At 38.1% G+C, this 17,050-nt stretch carries 18 protein-coding genes; 4 read left to right on the plus strand and 14 right to left on the minus strand.

Going from position 1 to position 17,050, the window contains the following annotated elements; translation table 11 throughout:
* Positions 1-2 precede the first annotated feature (2 nt).
* Both P20495_RS11615 and P20495_RS11610 read left to right on the plus strand, forming a co-directional pair.
* Complete coding sequence (locus tag P20495_RS11615; protein WP_007378287.1) at positions 3-989, plus strand: DUF2333 family protein; 987 nt, start codon at positions 3-5, stop codon at positions 987-989.
* A gap of 3 nt (positions 990-992) precedes the next feature.
* Positions 993-1,763, plus strand: coding sequence for a TIGR04219 family outer membrane beta-barrel protein (locus tag P20495_RS11610; RefSeq protein ID WP_007378288.1), 771 nt, complete (start codon positions 993-995; stop codon positions 1,761-1,763).
* A 44-nt stretch (positions 1,764-1,807) separates the two neighbouring features.
* On the opposite strand, the gene P20495_RS11605 is transcribed toward P20495_RS11610, so the two are convergent.
* Both P20495_RS11605 and P20495_RS11600 read right to left on the minus strand, forming a co-directional pair.
* Entirely contained in the window at positions 1,808-2,695 is an 888-nt protein-coding gene (locus P20495_RS11605) for a TIGR03899 family protein (RefSeq protein ID WP_007378289.1), read from the minus strand.
* Entirely contained in the window at positions 2,664-3,203 is a 540-nt protein-coding gene (locus P20495_RS11600) for an SRPBCC family protein (protein ID WP_008135818.1), read from the minus strand. The genes P20495_RS11605 and P20495_RS11600 overlap by 32 nt, the downstream gene beginning before the upstream one ends.
* A 264-nt stretch (positions 3,204-3,467) precedes the next feature.
* Here P20495_RS11600 and P20495_RS11595 point away from each other — a divergent pair, with 264 nt between their 5' ends.
* On the plus strand, positions 3,468-5,660 hold the full coding sequence (locus P20495_RS11595) for an EAL domain-containing protein (protein ID WP_008135819.1): 2,193 nt from the start codon (positions 3,468-3,470) through the stop codon (positions 5,658-5,660).
* Between the two features lie 110 nt (positions 5,661-5,770).
* On the plus strand, positions 5,771-7,948 hold the full coding sequence (locus P20495_RS11590; protein WP_007378293.1) for a YgiQ family radical SAM protein: 2,178 nt from the start codon (positions 5,771-5,773) through the stop codon (positions 7,946-7,948).
* Positions 7,949-8,131: 183 nt separating this feature from the next.
* On the opposite strand, the gene P20495_RS11585 is transcribed toward P20495_RS11590, so the two are convergent.
* The 12 genes from P20495_RS11585 to P20495_RS11535 form a co-directional block, all read right to left on the minus strand.
* Positions 8,132-8,683 (minus strand): protein disulfide oxidoreductase, encoded by a 552-nt coding sequence (locus P20495_RS11585; RefSeq protein ID WP_008135821.1) that lies wholly within the window; start codon positions 8,681-8,683, stop codon positions 8,132-8,134.
* Positions 8,684-8,739: 56 nt separating this feature from the next.
* Positions 8,740-10,098 carry a magnesium transporter gene (mgtE, locus tag P20495_RS11580; RefSeq protein WP_007378295.1) on the minus strand — a complete coding sequence of 453 codons (1,359 nt, stop codon included), beginning with the start codon at positions 10,096-10,098 and terminating at the stop codon, positions 8,740-8,742.
* 101 nt (positions 10,099-10,199) lie between these two features.
* A complete protein-coding gene (locus P20495_RS11575) occupies positions 10,200-10,472 on the minus strand; it encodes an HPr family phosphocarrier protein (RefSeq protein WP_007378296.1) in 273 nt (90 codons plus the stop codon).
* 43 nt (positions 10,473-10,515) lie between these two features.
* A complete protein-coding gene (gene rapZ / locus P20495_RS11570; RefSeq protein ID WP_007378297.1) occupies positions 10,516-11,361 on the minus strand; it encodes an RNase adapter RapZ in 846 nt (281 codons plus the stop codon).
* Positions 11,362-11,380: 19 nt separating this feature from the next.
* Positions 11,381-11,833 (minus strand): PTS IIA-like nitrogen regulatory protein PtsN, encoded by a 453-nt coding sequence (ptsN, locus tag P20495_RS20470; RefSeq protein ID WP_033015583.1) that lies wholly within the window; start codon positions 11,831-11,833, stop codon positions 11,381-11,383.
* A gap of 4 nt (positions 11,834-11,837) precedes the next feature.
* Positions 11,838-12,125, minus strand: a complete 288-nt coding sequence (hpf, locus tag P20495_RS11565; protein ID WP_007378299.1) for a ribosome hibernation promoting factor — start codon at positions 12,123-12,125, stop codon at positions 11,838-11,840.
* 26 nt (positions 12,126-12,151) lie between these two features.
* Positions 12,152-13,651 (minus strand): RNA polymerase factor sigma-54, encoded by a 1,500-nt coding sequence (locus tag P20495_RS11560; protein ID WP_007378300.1) that lies wholly within the window; start codon positions 13,649-13,651, stop codon positions 12,152-12,154.
* A 69-nt stretch (positions 13,652-13,720) separates the two neighbouring features.
* Positions 13,721-14,446, minus strand: coding sequence for an LPS export ABC transporter ATP-binding protein (lptB, locus tag P20495_RS11555; protein ID WP_007378301.1), 726 nt, complete (start codon positions 14,444-14,446; stop codon positions 13,721-13,723).
* The gene (gene lptA / locus P20495_RS11550) at positions 14,443-14,985 is read right to left on the minus strand and encodes a lipopolysaccharide transport periplasmic protein LptA (RefSeq protein WP_007378302.1); all 543 of its coding nucleotides are present in this window, start codon (positions 14,983-14,985) and stop codon (positions 14,443-14,445) included. The genes lptB and lptA overlap by 4 nt, the downstream gene beginning before the upstream one ends.
* Positions 14,975-15,529 carry an LPS export ABC transporter periplasmic protein LptC gene (lptC, locus tag P20495_RS11545; RefSeq protein WP_008135827.1) on the minus strand — a complete coding sequence of 185 codons (555 nt, stop codon included), beginning with the start codon at positions 15,527-15,529 and terminating at the stop codon, positions 14,975-14,977. The genes lptA and lptC overlap by 11 nt, the downstream gene beginning before the upstream one ends.
* The gene (gene kdsC / locus P20495_RS11540) at positions 15,526-16,077 is read right to left on the minus strand and encodes a 3-deoxy-manno-octulosonate-8-phosphatase KdsC (RefSeq protein ID WP_007378304.1); all 552 of its coding nucleotides are present in this window, start codon (positions 16,075-16,077) and stop codon (positions 15,526-15,528) included. Before kdsC ends, lptC begins: the two co-directional genes overlap by 4 nt.
* Positions 16,078-17,049 carry a KpsF/GutQ family sugar-phosphate isomerase gene (locus tag P20495_RS11535; protein WP_008135829.1) on the minus strand — a complete coding sequence of 324 codons (972 nt, stop codon included), beginning with the start codon at positions 17,047-17,049 and terminating at the stop codon, positions 16,078-16,080.
* Between the last annotated feature and the right edge of the window lies 1 nt (position 17,050).

Here is a 17,050-nt window from a genome sequence, read left to right on the forward strand (position 1 = left end):
ACATGTCGCAACATAAAGGAAAAATAGCAGGAACAATTGTTTTACTGCTTATCATATTTTACGCAATTGCTGTTTATTGGAGTACTGAACCGGCACGTTTTGATGTTGTCGCTAATGCAAAAGAGCAAGCGCAGTTACGTAATGAAAAAATAGTTACAGGTTATACAACAACGGCAACTCTTATTGAGGTAGCGAGTACGATACTAAATAAACCGGGTGGTTATTTATCGAATGATGTTATACCGCCAAGTATTATTATGGATGACATGCCTGCGTGGGAATATGGTGCGTTAGAAATGACGCGTGATTTAGCGCTTTCTATGCGAAAAGATTTTAGCCGTTCACAATCGCAATCAACAGAGCATGAAGCACTTAAAAAAGCACAGCCACAGTTTAATATAAGCTCTGAAGCGTGGGCATGGCCAAGCGCGGAGGGAGAGTATCAAAAAGGAATTGATTATCTAGTCGTTTATCGTACACAAATAGCGAATCAGCACGAACGTGATAGCCAATTTTATGCGCGAGCTGATAATCTACGTAGTTGGTTAAAAGAAGCGGAAAAGCGCTTAGGTAGCTTAAGCCAACGTTTAAGTGCCAGTGTCGGCCAAGAAAAAGTGAATACTGATTTAGCTGGAAATTCGTCAAATAAACAAGCGACTCTTGCACCATTACAACAGCAAGTCAGAACACCTTGGCTAAAAATTGATGATGTTTTTTATGAATCTCGTGGCGCAACTTGGGCGTTGTTACACTTTTTACAAGCGGTAGAGTATGACTTTGCAGATGTACTTGAGAAGAAAAATGCTCGTGTTAGTGTGCAACAAATAATACGTGAACTTGAGGCAACCCAAGAAACGGTGTGGAGCCCAATAATTTTAAATGGGAATGGTTTTGGCTATGTGGCTAATCATTCCTTAGTTATGGCAAATTATATTTCTAGAGCCAATGCGGCTTTAATCGAACTTAGCGAACTACTAGCTCAAGGATAAAAAATGAAAAAGTATTGTTTAGCAGCAGCCCTTTCAATGGCATGTTTAGCACCTGCAGCACACGCTGACACTTTATTAGGTTTATATGTAGGGGTTGATGGCTGGAAATCAGATAATGATGGTCAGTTTTCTTATAAAAATAATGCATCTCAAGATTTCAATTTTGAAGATGAAACATTTATAAGTTATTACGCAGCCCTTGAGCACCCAGTACCGTTAGTACCTAATATTAAATTAAAGTATACCGAACTTGAACTAAACGGTTCTGCAGTTTTAACTGATACATTTAGCTTCAATGGTTCAGACTATGTGGTTGGTACGACAGTTAATTCAATTAGCGATCTAACACACATTGATTATATTCTGTATTACGAAATTTTTGATAACGATTTAATCTCTATTGATTTAGGTTTGAATGCGAAACAGTTTGATGGTGAGGTTGCTGTAACGGGTACTACTCAAAGTGGCAACACTAACTTTACTGAAACCGTTGATTTTTCAGGTTTTGTACCACTTGCTTATGGTCGTGCAGAAGCCGGCCTGCCATTTACTGGTTTAAGTGTGTTTTTTGAAGGTAGCTTTTTGGCTATAGACGATAGTAAAGTACAAGATTACCAAGTGGGTATTGCGTGGGAATTTATTGATAACCTAGCGATTGATGTTGCAGTTAAAGCTGGATATCGCTCCATGGTATTAGAACTTGATGATGTAGATAATATTACTACAGATATCGATGCATCTGGCCCATTTGCAGGTATTCAGATTCACTTTTAATTACTCACTTGATAACTAGTTGAGTGATTTTATAGCGTGGTTTACTACTTAGTAGCATGCCACGCTAAATCAAATTCTACTTCTAATGCACTATTTATTAATTGTTTATACACTTTATTTACTGGAACGTTTATTAGTTTAGATAGCTCATCACCCGTTTGAGTGAATTTGTAATAACTCAGTACTAAATCATTGCTTTTTGCTTTTAACGTTACTTTTTGAGAAAAAAATGAAAGCGTAAGTTCTTGCCCTGATTTTAACACGGCTGATTCAATTTCTTTTCGATACAATAAGTTAAGATCCATTAAAGTTAAAATGTCAGGAAAGCTGATACCTGTTTTTCCTAAATTTAGAGATACTTTATTGCCTTTGCGTAGTAAGTCAAAAATCGATGGTTTTTTATAAAATCCGAGTAAAATAAAGTGACTGTCGTCTTTTTCGTTATAGCTACTTAGTGATACACATTTTTGTAATGCATCGGCTTCGCGCTGAGTCATGTGCTTAAGTGTTTGCAGGCTCTTAATTGAAAATGTTCCAGGATTGAGAGTTTCGCCTGTAAGTATTTTTGCCCATAATGTTTGCATTGATTCGTTTGAGGTGTCTTCACAGAGCCCAATAAAGTGCTCTACCCAATCCGCATCAGGTTGTTTGCTACTTGCTACATCGGGACAAAACGCCATTGCCATCGCTAAGATTGTTTCAATATTTTGCTGTTGCTTAATAAGTAGTAAATCTTGTCGCTTTTGAGCGCGAGCTAAAACTGAATTATCGCTACTAATATGGTACAGCGGTTTTATTTTCCCCTGTGGGTTATAGTTTTTTTCATCGTTTGAGAGTGCGCCATTACTTCCTACCTTGGTTATAGAGTAACCAAGTAATGATTCTATGATGTTTGCGAGATTAATTCTTGCTTGTGCTGTTTTGACTGTCATGACTTTCCATTACATTTTGTATATCACTTAGTTGAGCAACTGTTTTTAAATTATTTAGCCCTAATGCAATTGTATTATTGAGCACATATTCGCTAAATATAGCCATGTAACCAGAAACAAGTATTGTCGTTGCTTGCCCTTCAATATGGCACTCTACATTTACACTGTTGTTACTATTAGTTGTAAACGTCAATGTGCCTTGTACGATATGTTCATTATTTAATAAGGTATTAAATACCATCTTACGATCATTTAATGCAGTAATTGTCATCTCACCATGCCCCCATTTACTGGTCCATGATTGATGAGCTCCAATACCAGCACTTGGTTCACTAACTGCAAATTTAATGGATGGATCGACTTGTTGCCAAGGAGACCATTTATGCCATTCATCAAAATCGGTTGTTAATGATTTGATAGTACGAATACTTGCATTCACTTCGATAGTCTTATTGACGCTATAGTTTTGAGGAAGCATTAAGCCAATAATAATAATAGTGAGTAACAAAATTAAGAGACATTTTAACAGTGTTTTTAATAATTTAATAATTAGGCCTTAACTGAATTATTTACTTAAAATATAACAACTTTCCATTAGTAGACTATAGTATGAGTAGAGTTGTAAACCAAAATCTAAATCTAAAGCTGTAAACTTAGAAGTTCAAACAATCTAATCCTAACTAAGGTGTTGACGAGAATGTTGAGCTGTTATTTTTACTAAGTTATTGTTTTTAAGTTGGTTGTTTTTTGCTTGTTATTAATAGGAGCATGAATGTCATCAGAATCGAGCGGTTTTTTATTTTTAAAAGAAGACCATGATGAAGTCATCTCAGAGCCTTCTGATTGTTGGGATATTTTAATCGTCGATGACGATCCTGCTATTCATTCTGTAACTAAATTAGCTCTCTCTGGGTTGGAATACAAAGGAGCTGGATTTCGATTTCATGATGCTTATTCTGGTGCTGAAGCTATTGCTATATTATCTCAAAAAAACTCAATCTCAGTCATTTTTTTAGATGTGATAATGGAAACTGATGATGCAGGTTTACAGGTTGTAAGGCGGGTCCGTGAGGAGCTTAATAACCAACATGTTAGGATTATTTTACGTACAGGGCAAGCCGGTATCATACCTGAAGAAAAAGTAACTCGTGAATATGACATCAATGATTATAAAACAAAAACGGAATTAACACGTTCTAAGCTCGTCACCTCTTTAATTACTGCAATTCGCTCATATGAACAAATTGGCCAATTAGAGTACCAGCATAAAGCAATGGACTCTATTTTATCGGCTTCGAAGTCTATTTTAGGGCAGACCGACATAAAAGTACTGTGCAGAAGAATTATAAAGCACTTAAGTGTTATTTTACAGTGTCCGGATAAAGGCTTAATTTGCAGCAAACTAGACGGTAATAATTACATTCAAGTCTTGGGTGGTTGCACGCGCTATGAAACATACTTTGGAGAAAATTTAGCTGAGGTTGATAGTCGGATATACAATGAAGTAGAAGCGTCTTTTAGTCAAAAAAAACATCAATATACAGATACTAGCGCTACATTTGTTTTAAGAAGTAAGCACAGAAAAGCAGCCATTTATATTGAATGCGACGAAGTGATCACGCGTACTCAATTGCAATTTGCAGAAATATTTTTTGCAAATGTAAGCATTGCTTTAGATAACGTTAGGCTATTTGTTAAGTTAAGGGACGCGGCTTACAGAGACGTACTGACAGGTATTTCCAATCGAACTAATTTTATTGAGCGAATAGAGCGCTATCAAAAGCCACAAAAAAATGACTACCTACTTGTTTTACTTGATGTAATGAATTTTTCGGATGTTAATAATGGTTTAGGGCAAGAGGTTGGTAATAAGTTATTAATTGCTATTGTTGAGCGTTTAAAGGAAATTTACCCAACAGCTAAATTACTATCACGTATTGGGGCTGATGTATTTGGTTTTGTTATCCTTAAAAATGAATTTAATATTACAGACTTTAACGAAAAACTTAGTATTTCATTTTGTGCTGCAGAGCATATATTACCGGTGGGGTTTAAAATTGGTTTATGTCAACAGCAAGATTTTCAAAGTACAGGTATTGAAACCCTCAAAGTAGCTTATATTGCGCTTAATCAAGCTAAAAAGAATAAACATAAAGAAGGTGTTTATTACTGCGTTGATATGGAGGACGCCATTGCATGGCGACTCGGTATTATTAGGCAACTAAGGCATGATTTTGCTAGAAATAAACTAGAGGTGTGGTATCAGCCTCAATTGGCGTTTAATGATCTATCATTAATTGGCTGTGAGGCGCTTCTGCGCTGGCCTTTAGAAAATGGCACTTATATTTCACCTGCTGTATTTATTCCCTTAGCTGAAGATGCAGGGCTAATAGTTGATATTGGACAATGGGTATTAGAGCAAGCATGCCAGCAACAAAAACGATTGGAGAGTGCCGGCGCAGATATTTGCATTGCAGTAAATGTATCTGTTCCACAATTTAAAGTAAAAGGGTATGCACAAACCGTTAAAAATACATTATTAAAATATGGTGTGCAGCCAAAAAATATAGAGTTGGAAGTAACTGAAAGTGTGGTTATGGATGAGTTAGAAACTGTCATTAATACACTCCAAGAACTCAAAAAATTAGGTGTTGAGGTGGCTATTGATGATTTTGGTACAGGCTTTTCATCTTTAAGTTATATCCAGAGTTTACCAATTGATAGATTAAAAATAGATAGGGCGTTTATTAAAGGTTTACCAAATGATGACACCGGTGCAATTGCTGCTTTGGTTATATCACTTGGTGCTAAGTTGGGTTTAAAAACGATAGCAGAAGGAGTTGAAACGCAGGAACAAGCTAAATTTTTGAAAGATTTAGGGTGCGATGAGGTGCAAGGGTTTATGTATGCCAAGCCGATGCCTGAGCACGAATTAATTGAGTTTATTAATAAGCAAAATAATTAAAGTTAAATTAAGATTTTACAGCTAAAGGCGCATCACAGATTGTAATGTTGTATATATAAACAATGCTATAAGGTATAATTCGCGCCTTTTGTTATTCTACGGCTAAATTTATGAGCACACTCAAAGCTAAGCGCGCCTTATTTTCATACCCTAAATATTGGGCTGAATGTTATGGCACCGCGCCATTTTTACCTACTACACGTGAAGAAATGGATGCACTTGGCTGGGATAGCTGCGACATAATTATTATCAGTGGCGACGCGTACGTTGATCATCCTAGTTTTGGTATGGCGGTAATTGGCCGTGTACTTGAAGCGCAAGGCTTTAGAGTGGGCATTATTGCCCAGCCAGCATGGGACTCTAAAGATGCATTTATGGAGCTAGGCAGACCGAATTTATTTTTTGGTGTAACAGCTGGGAACATGGATTCAATGATCAACCGCTATACTGCCGAAAAGCGTATGCGTCATGATGATGCTTACACACCTGATAACGTCGGCGGTAAACGCCCCGATCGTGCCGTAATGATTTACTCGCAAAAATGCCGTGAAGCATACAAAGGTATCCCCATTGTTATTGGTGGTATTGAAGCTAGCCTTCGTCGTATTGCTCATTATGATTATTGGCAAGAAAAAGTACGTCGTAGTATTTTGTTTGATGCAAAAGCGGATATTTTAATTTATGGCAACGCAGAGCGCCCGTTAGTTGAAGTTGCACACCGTATTGCGGCCGGTGAAACGATGGATACGATTCAGGATATTCGCGGCACGGCTGTTATTCGAAAAGAACCCCTACCTGGTTGGCGTGGCAGTGATTCTACCGCTATTGATAAAATTGGTAAAATCGACCCTATTCCAAACCCATATGGCGCGGATGATGTTGGCTGTAGTAAATCTGAATTTAAACAAGCCGGTATTGATTTAAAAGCTGAAGCTGCAAAACCAATTATGGTTCAGCCTGCGCGACCTAAACCGTGGGAAAAAACCTACGTTAAGTTACCTGCTTATGAGCAAGTAAGTGTTAACAAACCTTTGTACGCCCACGCCTCGCGCATTTTGCATCAAGAAACAAATCCTGGTTGTGCAAGAGCGCTGTTTCAGCGACACGGCGATCGTTCTATTTGGGTAAACCCGCCAGCATACCCGTTAGAAACACATGAAATGGATGCTGTATTTGGTTTGCCGTATCAGCGTATTCCTCACCCAAGTTATGGTGATGCTAAAATACCTGCTTACGATATGATTAAAACATCAGTTAATATTATGCGTGGCTGTTTTGGTGGTTGTTCGTTTTGCTCAATTACAGAGCATGAAGGGCGCATTATTCAAAGTCGTTCGCAAGAATCTATTATTGAAGAAATTGAACAAATTAGAGATAAAGTTCCCGGCTTTACTGGTGTTATTTCTGATTTAGGTGGTCCAACGGCGAATATGTATAAGCTGCGCTGTACGAGCAAAAAGGCAGAGAGTACCTGTAGACGCTTATCATGTGTATATCCTGATATTTGTAAACACATGGATACAGATCATACGCCAACAATAGATTTGTATAAAAAAGCACGTGAAGTTAAGGGTATTAAAAAGGTATTGATTGCTTCAGGTGTTCGTTATGACCTAGCTGTACGCGACCCTCGTTACGTTAAAGAGTTAGTAACTCATCATGTGGGTGGCTACTTAAAAATAGCGCCAGAGCATACAGAGGATGGTCCATTATCAAAAATGATGAAACCAGGTATGGGAGCGTACGATCAATTTAAAGAGCTATTTGATAAGTACTCTAAAGAAGCCGGTAAAAAGCAGTATTTAATTCCTTACTTTATATCTGCTCACCCAGGTACAAAAGATGAAGATATGGTAAATATGGCTTTATGGCTTAAATCAAACGACTTTAAGCTTGATCAGGTACAAAATTTTTACCCATCACCTATGGCTAATGCGACGACTATTTACCATACAGAGATGAACTCTTTACGTAATATAAAAAACAACTCAGAAGTTGTTCCAGTACCTAAAGGCGCTCGCCAACGTAGATTGCATAAAGCTATTTTACGCTACCATGATGCAGCAGGTTGGCCGATGATACGTGAAGCACTACGTAAAATGGGTAAAGCTAATTTAATTGGTAAAGGGCCTAACTGTTTAGTGCCAGAAGAAGGGCGTGATGAAAAAATAGGTAAAGGCGGTAAAAAAGGCGGGCGACCAGCATTAACGCGACATACCGGTTTTAGCCAATTTAAAAAGGCAAACACTAAACCAAAAGTAGGTGGTAATCGTCAAAGTACACGTTAGTAATTCAATCTGCCAGTTATTAGTTTAATTGCGATACGCGCTTTTCAGCCTTCGTAATACGTAAGTTGAGTTAACCTTGCTCTTTATTATCAATATTATTGTAGATGATAAAGAGTGAGCTTTTAGAGCCCCCTCTTTGAGCTGCGCGTATTTAGTGCCTATATATTTGCAGCTAGTTTTTTCTTAAAACGTTGATGATACCCACAAACGTAATTTAAGTGACCATAACGGCTGAATACCTGTTAGCCCTTGCGTCATTTTATTATCTTTTAAGATTATATAAGATGGCGTGACTTGCCCTTGCCAATCGGTAAATATCTCACTGTGTTGATCGTTGACGGTCGTAAAACTGTAGCCATGATCATTTAGATAGTTATGTAGTTCTTGATCAGAACCTGATTTTATTGCGATGCTCACGACAGGATAATTATTCTCGTTTGCGAGTTCGTTTATGGCAGGGGAGGTAATACTACAAATAGAGCACCAAGTTCCCCAAAAATACACAAGGGTTGGTTTATCTTGGCTCATTGCAGCTAGATCAATGTTTTTCCCTTTATAATCTGTTAATTGTAATTGAGGATTTGCTGGCATGACAGGTTGCCGCCACCAATTGACGGCAGTATAAATGACGAAAAATATGGAGCCATATACCAATACACTTTTTAATATTGATAACCCTTTTTGTTTTAGCGTTTTTTTAGGTGTCTCTTTTTTATTCTTGATATTCGTTGTCATCGTTGCAGCTTTACCCTAAGTATTTTTTACTTTAGTTATTTGCAAAAATTTCTAATTTATACCAGCAACCAGGTAGCAGTTCCTAAAAAGGCGAATATACCAACAATATCTGTGACAGTGGTTAGCACCACACTCCCTGCAAGTGCGGGGTCTATATTCATTCTTTTAAGTATTATTGGAATACTTGCGCCAGCCACACCAGCCACGACTAAGTTCATGAACATAGCGAAGGCAAGTACACCACCAAGCATAAAGTCCCATTGCCATAGGGCAATAACACCTGCAATTAATAATGACCACAAAATACCGTTTAACGCACCAATGGCAAGTTCTTTCATCATTAAAAAGCGTTGGTTTGTTTGGTTTATATGGCCTACTGCAATACCGCGTATAACAAGCGTTAACGATTGACTTCCTGCAACGCCACCCATAGAAGGGACAATACCGTTTAGTACCGCCAAAATAGGTAAAACATCTAGTGTTCCTTCAAAAAAGCTAGCAACAAAGGCCGCTGCAAGTGCGGTTAGTAAATTGACACCTAACCAAACTGAGCGCTTTTTAGAGCTTTTGAGTACTGGCGCAAAGGTATCTTCTTCATCATCTAGACCGGCTAAGCCTAGTAAACTATGCTCTGCATCTTCTCGAATTACGTCAACAATATCATCGATAGTGACACGACCAAGTAATTGATCGTTATCATCCACAACAGGTGCTGATATCCAATTATGGCGCTCAAATAGTTGCGCGACTTCACTTTCATCCATTGAAATTGGGATTGATTCACAATCTTCATCCATTAAATCGCGAACAATTTTTTCAGGTGGGTTCGTTAATAACGTACTCAGTGATAGAGCGCCTATAAAACAGTTGTGTTTATCAACAACATATAGATCATCTGTACCTTCTGGTAGCTCCCCACGTAGCCTAATATATCTAAGTACAACATCGAGCGTTACATCAGGGCGAATGGTTACCGTATCGGTGTTCATTAGCGCGCCAGCTGAACGCTCTTGATATGAAAGTGCTTGTGTTGCACGTTCACGGTCTTGAATATCCATAGCGCTGACAACGTCTTTATAAACGGTGTCTGGTAAACTACGGAGTACTTCACCTAAGTCATCGTGGCCCATGTCTTCAGTTGCGGCTGCAATGTGCTCAGGTTCCATTTGGGCAATAATGCCTAAACGAACATCTTCGGAAAGCTCTTCAAGAACATCACCTTGTACATCAGGGTCAACCAATTGCCAAAGTAGTCGGCGAATTTTATGCGGCGATGACTCTAATAATAATGCGGTATCACAAGGAGCTGTTTTTGCTAACATCCGCCTAACTTGAACAAATTGACCACTGTTAAGCGACTTTGTCACTTGTTTTAATTGTTGTAGTGGATAGTCTTGTTCAAAAGCTTCAGGCATTGGCGTCCTTATTGATTTTTATATAACTATGGATAGGGAGGTTTATTAATGGGGTAATTAACCACATTTAGTTTATCTTAGTTTCGGTTTTTAGCTAAGTGCTATTCTTCTTCATTAAAGCGTTGTGCTATCAATTGACCAACGGCATTTAAAGCTTGTTCGGCATCAGGGCCCTCACACACTACTTTTACCTCTTTTCCTTGACTGCTTTCCAGTAGCATTAAAGCCAATACACTGTCCCCAGGCGCTTCTTTATCATCTTGATATATCATGATTGAGGCATCAAATTTAATAGCAAGTTGCGCTAATACTGTAGCGGCTCTTGCATGAAGTCCTAATTTATTTTTTATTAAAAAAGTGTCTTCTAAACGCATAAGTTACTCTACCTAAGCTGAACAGATGATTATTTTGAATGAGTTATTTTTCTTGTTCTCTATGGCGGATTTTTACATTTGGATGTGTCATCGAAAAACTTTCACCAATCGTTTGTGCTAAATATACTGAGCGATGTTGCCCACCAGTACAACCTATAGCAATAGTTAAGTAGCTACGGTTATTTCGCTCTAAATGTGGCAACCATGTTTGTACAAAAGTTTGAATTTGCCAAGTGAACTTTTGGACAATGCTGTGGCTGGCTAAGTAATCCTTTACGGGTTGGTCTAAGCCATTTAAAGGTTTTAATTCTGGCTCCCAATGTGGGTTCGGTAAAAAGCGTGCATCAAAGACATAATCAGCTTCCTTAGGAATGCCGTGTTTAAAGCCAAATGACTCAAAAGTAACAATGAGTTGTTTATCTTTTTTACCCAGAATTTTTTCACGAATTGATTCAGCAAGTTGATGAACACTTAAATCACTCGTGTCGATCATATAGTCAGCGCGAGTAGTGAGAACATCGAGTAGTTCTTTTTCTTTTTTTATAGCTAAATCAAGAGGTAATGAGTCAACTGATAACGGGTGTAGACGGCGAGTCTCAGAAAAACGTTTAATTAATGTTTGATCCTCACTGTCTAGATAAAACAGAGTCGGTTTAGCAAAGCCAGGTAAGTATTCAAGGATATCGTTAAATTCATCTTGCTCTTTTGGTAAATTACGGACATCAATACTAACTGCAATTTTGTCGTAGTTATCAGATACACTTCTCACTAAAGAAGGTAGCAGATTAATTGGAATATTATCTACGCAATAATAACCTAAATCTTCAACTACGCGTAAAGCAACCGATTTTCCAGAACCGGAACGGCCACTTATGATAATTAATTCCATTTATCACCCATTATGTTAATTACGATTGTTCTACAATAACTTGATACAGTTCAGTATCTGATTTTGCGCTGCGTAACTGTTTACAAAAATCTTTATTATTTAGTTTATCAGCTATCGTTGCGAGCGTCTTTAAGTGCTGCTGGTTATCGCCATCAGGTACGATGAGAGCAACAAATATATCAACAGGGCGATTATCTATTGCATCAAAATTAATAGGTGTTTCGCTTACTAATACGAGTGCTAAGGGCTCTTCTGCGCCGCTCATTCGCCCATGAGGGATTGCAATGCCTCTTCCTATACCAGTGCTTCCCAGTTTTTCTCTATTCATTAAGGCGCTGAGAATATCTTGTTGAGAAAGATATGGGAGCTTGTCATGAGCAAGTTGACTGATGAACTCTAAAATTCTTTTTTTACTATTAAAAAGGACCGCAGCTCTGCTGCAGTCCTGGCATATAAGTGAACTTAATTTCATAATATTAGTGTCGAGCAAGCTTCTCTTTGTGTTTAATAACTTGGCGATCGAGCTTGTCAATCAGCGAGTCAATGGCGGCGTACATATCTTGATGTTCAGTAGAGGCAAATAACTCAGCTCCACTTACATGAATCGTTGCCTCAGCTTTTTGGTTTAATTTTTCTATATCAAGAATGACATGAACATTATTAATATGATCTGAGTGTCTTTCTAGCTTCGCAAATTTGGTATTTACATAATCTCTTAATGAATCAGTTACTTCTACGTGACGACCAGTTAAGTTTAGTTGCATAAGCATTACCCTCTTTGTTTAGCGTCTTAAATCAAACTTTTTCGCTGATTTGACGGTGGAATAGCTAGAGATTCGCGATACTTTGCGATTGTACGTCTCGCTACTTTTATTCCTTGCTCAGCTAATATATCTGCAATTTTACTATCACTCAATGGTTTTGCTGAGTTTTCTGCTGCGATTAATTTTTTAATGAGAGCGCGTATTGCTGTTGATGAGCATTCGCCTCCATTTTCAGTACTTACATGGCTTGAGAAAAAATATTTAAGCTCAAAAATACCGCGAGGTGTATGCATATATTTTTGAGTTGTTACGCGTGAAATAGTTGATTCGTGCATTTCGACCATTTCTGCTACATCATTTAAAACCATTGGTTTCATGGCTTCTGGGCCATGCTCAAAAAAACCTTGTTGTTGCTTAACAATACAATTAGTTACTTTTAATAGTGTATCGTTTCTACTTTCTAAACTTTTAATAAACCATTTAGCTTCTTGTAGATGCGAGCGAATAAACTGGCTATCACCACTTGATTTAACGGTGCGTGACATTGCTGCATATTGGCTGTTGACTCTGATTTTAGGCATGCTATCTGGGTTTAGTTCAACAACCCAGCGACCTTTTATTTTTTTCACCGATACATCAGGAATTACATACTCAGATTCTTCTCTAACTATAGTATCCGCCGGTTTTGGGCTAAGAGTATGTATTAAAGTCATTATTTCTTTAAGCTCTTCTTCTTTGAGCTTTGTTTTTTTCATTAATGTACGATAGTCGCGAGCAGCTAATAGATCAATGTGCTCGGTTAAAATCATTTTTGTTTCATTAATATAGGGTGTTTCTTTATCGTATTGGTTCAGCTGAATACATAAGCATTCTTGTAAACTACGTGCTGCAATACCAACAGGGTCAAACAATTGAATTCGTTTTAAAACAGCTTCTATTTCGTCAAGTTCAACTTCGTTGTCTTCTTCGTTCTCTTGATTAAAACTTTCTAAAATTTCTTCGCAGCTTAGCGTTAAAATACCCGAATCATCGACGGCTTCAACAATCGCAATCGCAATCGCTTCATCGGTAGGACTAAAGGGAGTCAGTTGTAGTTGCCACATTAGGTATTCGTGGAGCGTTTCAGTCGAGGAGCCTTGGTATATAGATTCATCTTCAGGCATTGGTCCTGATGATGACGCTGGGGCTGCGCTCATATATTCATCCCAACTAACATCCATAGCCATTTCATCACTTAGCGTATCTTTAGCAAGTGCTTCACCACTGTCTTGCTCATATTCGCTCGGAACATCATCAGCATTTGCGCTAACAGTGACATCGTCGTTATCTGCTTTTTGCTCGTTTTTACCAGCAGAATCTTCGGCGTAATCTTGTTCTTCAACCTCTAATAGGGGGTTGCTGTCGAGTGCTTCTTGTATTTCTTGCTGGAGATCCAATGTACTGAGTTGCAACAGGCGAATTGCTTGTTGCAGCTGTGGAGTCATTGTAAGTTGCTGGCCCATGCGCAGCTGTAATGATTGCCTCATGTATCTCTAACAATCCTTTTATGTTGTTATAATTAATACTAGCAGATGCTTAAAGACATGGCGTAAATGTTACAGCCTAAATTGCTCGCCTAAATAAACATCACGTACTGTTTTATCGTTTAATACGTGTTCTGGAGTGCCTGATGCAATTAACTCACCATGAGAAACTATGTAGGCTTTTTCGCAAACATCAAGAGTTTCTCTTACATTATGGTCGGTAATTAACACACCAATACCACGATTTTTAAGATGTTCTATTATTTTCTTTATATCTAACACTGAAATAGGGTCAACACCAGCAAAAGGCTCATCAAGCAATATAAATTTAGGATCAGCGGCTAGTGCTCGCGCTATTTCAACTCGGCGACGCTCGCCTCCTGATAATGCCATACCTTGGCTATCACGAATGTGCTGAATACTAAATTCATCTAATAAATTGTTAAGTGTGTCTTCTCTTGCTTGCTTATTTAGCTCTTTACGTGTTTCTAAAATAGCCATTAAATTTTGATAAACAGTAAGCTTTCTAAAAATTGATGATTCTTGGGGTAAGTAACCAATGCCTAATCTAGCACGACTATGCATAGGTAAAAGAGTAATATCGTTATCGTCGATAGAAATCTTGCCTTTATCACTAGGTACAAGGCCTACAATCATATAAAACGTTGTGGTTTTACCTGCACCATTAGGGCCAAGTAACCCGACTATGCTGCCAGCCTTTACTTCCAAACCTACATTTTTTACAACTTCACGGCCTTTATAACTTTTAGCTAATAGTTCTGCTTTTAATGTACTCATGGCTGACCTTTATCGTTTTTTTCTTTTTTAGTCTCAATAGGTACTAAAATAGTATGCACACGATCGGTTGAGTTTTCGTCTTTTTCAGCGCTAATTAATTGCTGTTGCATATCGTAAGTAATACTCTTGGCATTTATTTTTTGACCCGCTTGCGATACTTGTGCATCGCCAATAAGGGTTAAAAATCGTTTAGCTACATCATAACGAACTTCGTTTGCGCTGGCGCTCATTATAGTGCCATCAGTTTGTTTTTCTTCGAAATATGCAGGGCTACCAGTTGCAATTAGTAGCTGTTTATTATCGCCTAATTCATCACGTTTATGTACTTCTAAACGGTCGGCTGTAATACGACGGTTGCCGTGAATAATCTCAACATTTTTTTCAAAAATTCCGACGTTTTCTTTTAATTGGCCTTCTTGTTTGTCGGCACTTATTGATATTTGATTCGCTGCAGGTTGAATCGCTTGTTCAGCAGCGCTAAGGTTGAAAGCTAGTATAAGTGTCGGAATAATAAGTATTTTTGAAATTTTATTGGTCATAATATATAGTTCGCGTATGGTTAATAAGTTTTATCACTTCAGTTTTTAAATCGGCTTCAAGGCCTTTACCGGTGATCTTTAAATTGGGTCCCGTAACAATAACGGGTTGCTCTGAACGCATCGTGAGTAGTTTTATATCTACTTGAATATTATCCGCATTAATCTTGTCTATCATTGCATTATCAGTAAGATTATTGGCAACCACGTTACCTTCTAAAATTAATTGTTTTCCTTCATATAACGTTGCTTCGTCTGCATTTATTCGCCATGTTTGTTTTTCGTTATATAAGGTGAAAATGGGCTTTTCAAAAAAGGTAAAGCCTAGCTGTTGATATAACTCCATTTTAGCAGCTGTAACTTTATGATTAATTTTACCATTTTCATCATAGGCCGTTTGTTTTAGCTCAATAGCAATATAATCAGGCTTAGCGATAACTTCAGCTTCAACCTGAGCTGTCATATTTGTTTGTGTAAAATAAGGGTACCAAAGCCAAACCATACAGCTGATGAATAAAACGCTTAAAATTATGCGCGCTGTATTCATGAACTAGTACCTTTGCTAGTAAGTGGTTTGTCGTTCTCTAGCATAAGTAAGTCGGTTAGTTCTCTCACTGCGCCAAAACCACCCAGCATCTGTGTCGTGTAATGTGATAAACGCTTGATTAGTGGGTGAGCATCGTTAACTGCAACGGCAAACCCGACTAATTCCATTACCGGCATATCGGGGCCATCATCACCAATGTAGGCAATTTGATCATCACTTAGGTGAAGCTTGTTTTTTAGCTCTTCGTAAGCAATAAGCTTGTTTTCTTGACCTTGATAAATATGTTGTACTGTTAAACTGGTCATACGTTGTTGCACTATCTGCGAATGGCGACCAGTAATAACAGCCACTTCAAAGCCACTGTTTATAAGCGCTTTAATGCCAAAACCATCTTTTGTATTAAATGCTTTGAGCTCTTCACCTTGATTGCCAAGATAAATTCGGCCATCAGAAAATACACCATCAATATCGCATATAAGTAATTTTACTTTTTTAGCACGTGCTTTTGCATCAGCACTCAGCGGTTGATAGAGTTCTTCAAATTGCATTTATAATACTCCTGCTTTTAATAAGTCTTGCATATTTAGTGCGCCAATAGGCTGGTTTTGCTCATTAACAACAATCAAGCCATTTATACGTTTGTGTTCCATTATATTAAGCGCTTCAGCAGCTAAAATATCTTGTGTAGCTGTTGTGCATGACCTAGTCATAACAAGGTCTATTTGTGTTGTATGAATATCTAGTCTTTGCTCTAAAATACGGCGTAAATCACCGTCGGTAAATAATCCCACTAGCTGATTACTTTTATCAACAATGGCTGTCATACCAAGGCCTTTGGCTGACATTTCAATAAGTGCATCTTTTACGGTTTGTGAGACGCTAATAATAGGTGTATTTGCGCCGCTGTGCATAACATCTTTTAAGATTAGTAATAATCGTTTGCCTAAACTGCCCCCAGGGTGAGAAAGCGCAAAATCATCGGCGGTAAAACCACGAGCTTCTAACAGAGCCACTGCCATCGCATCGCCCATAGCAAGAGTCGCTGTAGTGCTCGCCGTTGGTGCTAACCCTAAAGAGCATGCTTCTTTTTCTACTTTAATGCATACATGTACATTTGCATGTGTTGCCATGGTCGATTTAGTATTGCCTGTCATGGCGATTATTTTTGCGCCAAGGCGTTTTAAAACAGGGATAATATTTAAAACTTCACTCGTCTCACCTGAGTTTGAAATAAGCATGACAACATCGTTTTTGGTGATCATTCCTAAATCGCCATGGCTAGCTTCGCCTGGGTGTACAAAAAAGGCAGGGCTTCCTGTACTTGCAAGTGTTGCTGCAATTTTATTACCTATATGGCCTGATTTACCCATGCCAATAACAATAATTCGACCTTCGCAGTCAAACATTAATTGGCATGCTTGATGAAAATTTTCATCTACATATTGCGCTATGTCATTAAGTGCTTGGCGTTCAATATTGAGAACACGAAGACCCTGTTCGATAAAGTTCAGCGTCGTCATT

Origin of the sequence: Pseudoalteromonas sp. BSi20495, from assembly GCF_000241185.1 — a bacterium.
GTDB lineage: Bacteria > Pseudomonadota > Gammaproteobacteria > Enterobacterales > Alteromonadaceae > Pseudoalteromonas > Pseudoalteromonas fuliginea.

What these genes read in the sequence shown, in the direction of transcription:
- mgtE (WP_007378295.1), bottom strand. Translation starts at nt 10,098, where the DNA reads ATGCCTGAAGCTTTTGAACAAGACTATCCACTACAACAATTAAAACAA.
- P20495_RS11595 (WP_008135819.1), top strand. Translation starts at nt 3,468, where the DNA reads ATGTCATCAGAATCGAGCGGTTTTTTATTTTTAAAAGAAGACCATGAT.
- kdsC (WP_007378304.1), bottom strand. Translation starts at nt 16,077, where the DNA reads ATGCAATTTGAAGAACTCTATCAACCGCTGAGTGCTGATGCAAAAGCA.
- P20495_RS11535 (WP_008135829.1), bottom strand. Translation starts at nt 17,049, where the DNA reads ATGACGACGCTGAACTTTATCGAACAGGGTCTTCGTGTTCTCAATATT.
- P20495_RS11610 (WP_007378288.1), top strand. Translation starts at nt 993, where the DNA reads ATGAAAAAGTATTGTTTAGCAGCAGCCCTTTCAATGGCATGTTTAGCA.
- lptC (WP_008135827.1), bottom strand. Translation starts at nt 15,529, where the DNA reads ATGAATACAGCGCGCATAATTTTAAGCGTTTTATTCATCAGCTGTATG.
- rapZ (WP_007378297.1), bottom strand. Translation starts at nt 11,361, where the DNA reads ATGGAATTAATTATCATAAGTGGCCGTTCCGGTTCTGGAAAATCGGTT.
- hpf (WP_007378299.1), bottom strand. Translation starts at nt 12,125, where the DNA reads ATGCAACTAAACTTAACTGGTCGTCACGTAGAAGTAACTGATTCATTA.
- P20495_RS11615 (WP_007378287.1), top strand. Translation starts at nt 3, where the DNA reads ATGTCGCAACATAAAGGAAAAATAGCAGGAACAATTGTTTTACTGCTT.
- P20495_RS11605 (WP_007378289.1), bottom strand. Translation starts at nt 2,695, where the DNA reads ATGACAGTCAAAACAGCACAAGCAAGAATTAATCTCGCAAACATCATA.
- ptsN (WP_033015583.1), bottom strand. Translation starts at nt 11,833, where the DNA reads ATGAAATTAAGTTCACTTATATGCCAGGACTGCAGCAGAGCTGCGGTC.
- lptA (WP_007378302.1), bottom strand. Translation starts at nt 14,985, where the DNA reads ATGACCAATAAAATTTCAAAAATACTTATTATTCCGACACTTATACTA.
- lptB (WP_007378301.1), bottom strand. Translation starts at nt 14,446, where the DNA reads ATGAGTACATTAAAAGCAGAACTATTAGCTAAAAGTTATAAAGGCCGT.
- P20495_RS11590 (WP_007378293.1), top strand. Translation starts at nt 5,771, where the DNA reads ATGAGCACACTCAAAGCTAAGCGCGCCTTATTTTCATACCCTAAATAT.
- P20495_RS11560 (WP_007378300.1), bottom strand. Translation starts at nt 13,651, where the DNA reads ATGAGGCAATCATTACAGCTGCGCATGGGCCAGCAACTTACAATGACT.
- P20495_RS11585 (WP_008135821.1), bottom strand. Translation starts at nt 8,683, where the DNA reads ATGACAACGAATATCAAGAATAAAAAAGAGACACCTAAAAAAACGCTA.
- P20495_RS11575 (WP_007378296.1), bottom strand. Translation starts at nt 10,472, where the DNA reads ATGCGTTTAGAAGACACTTTTTTAATAAAAAATAAATTAGGACTTCAT.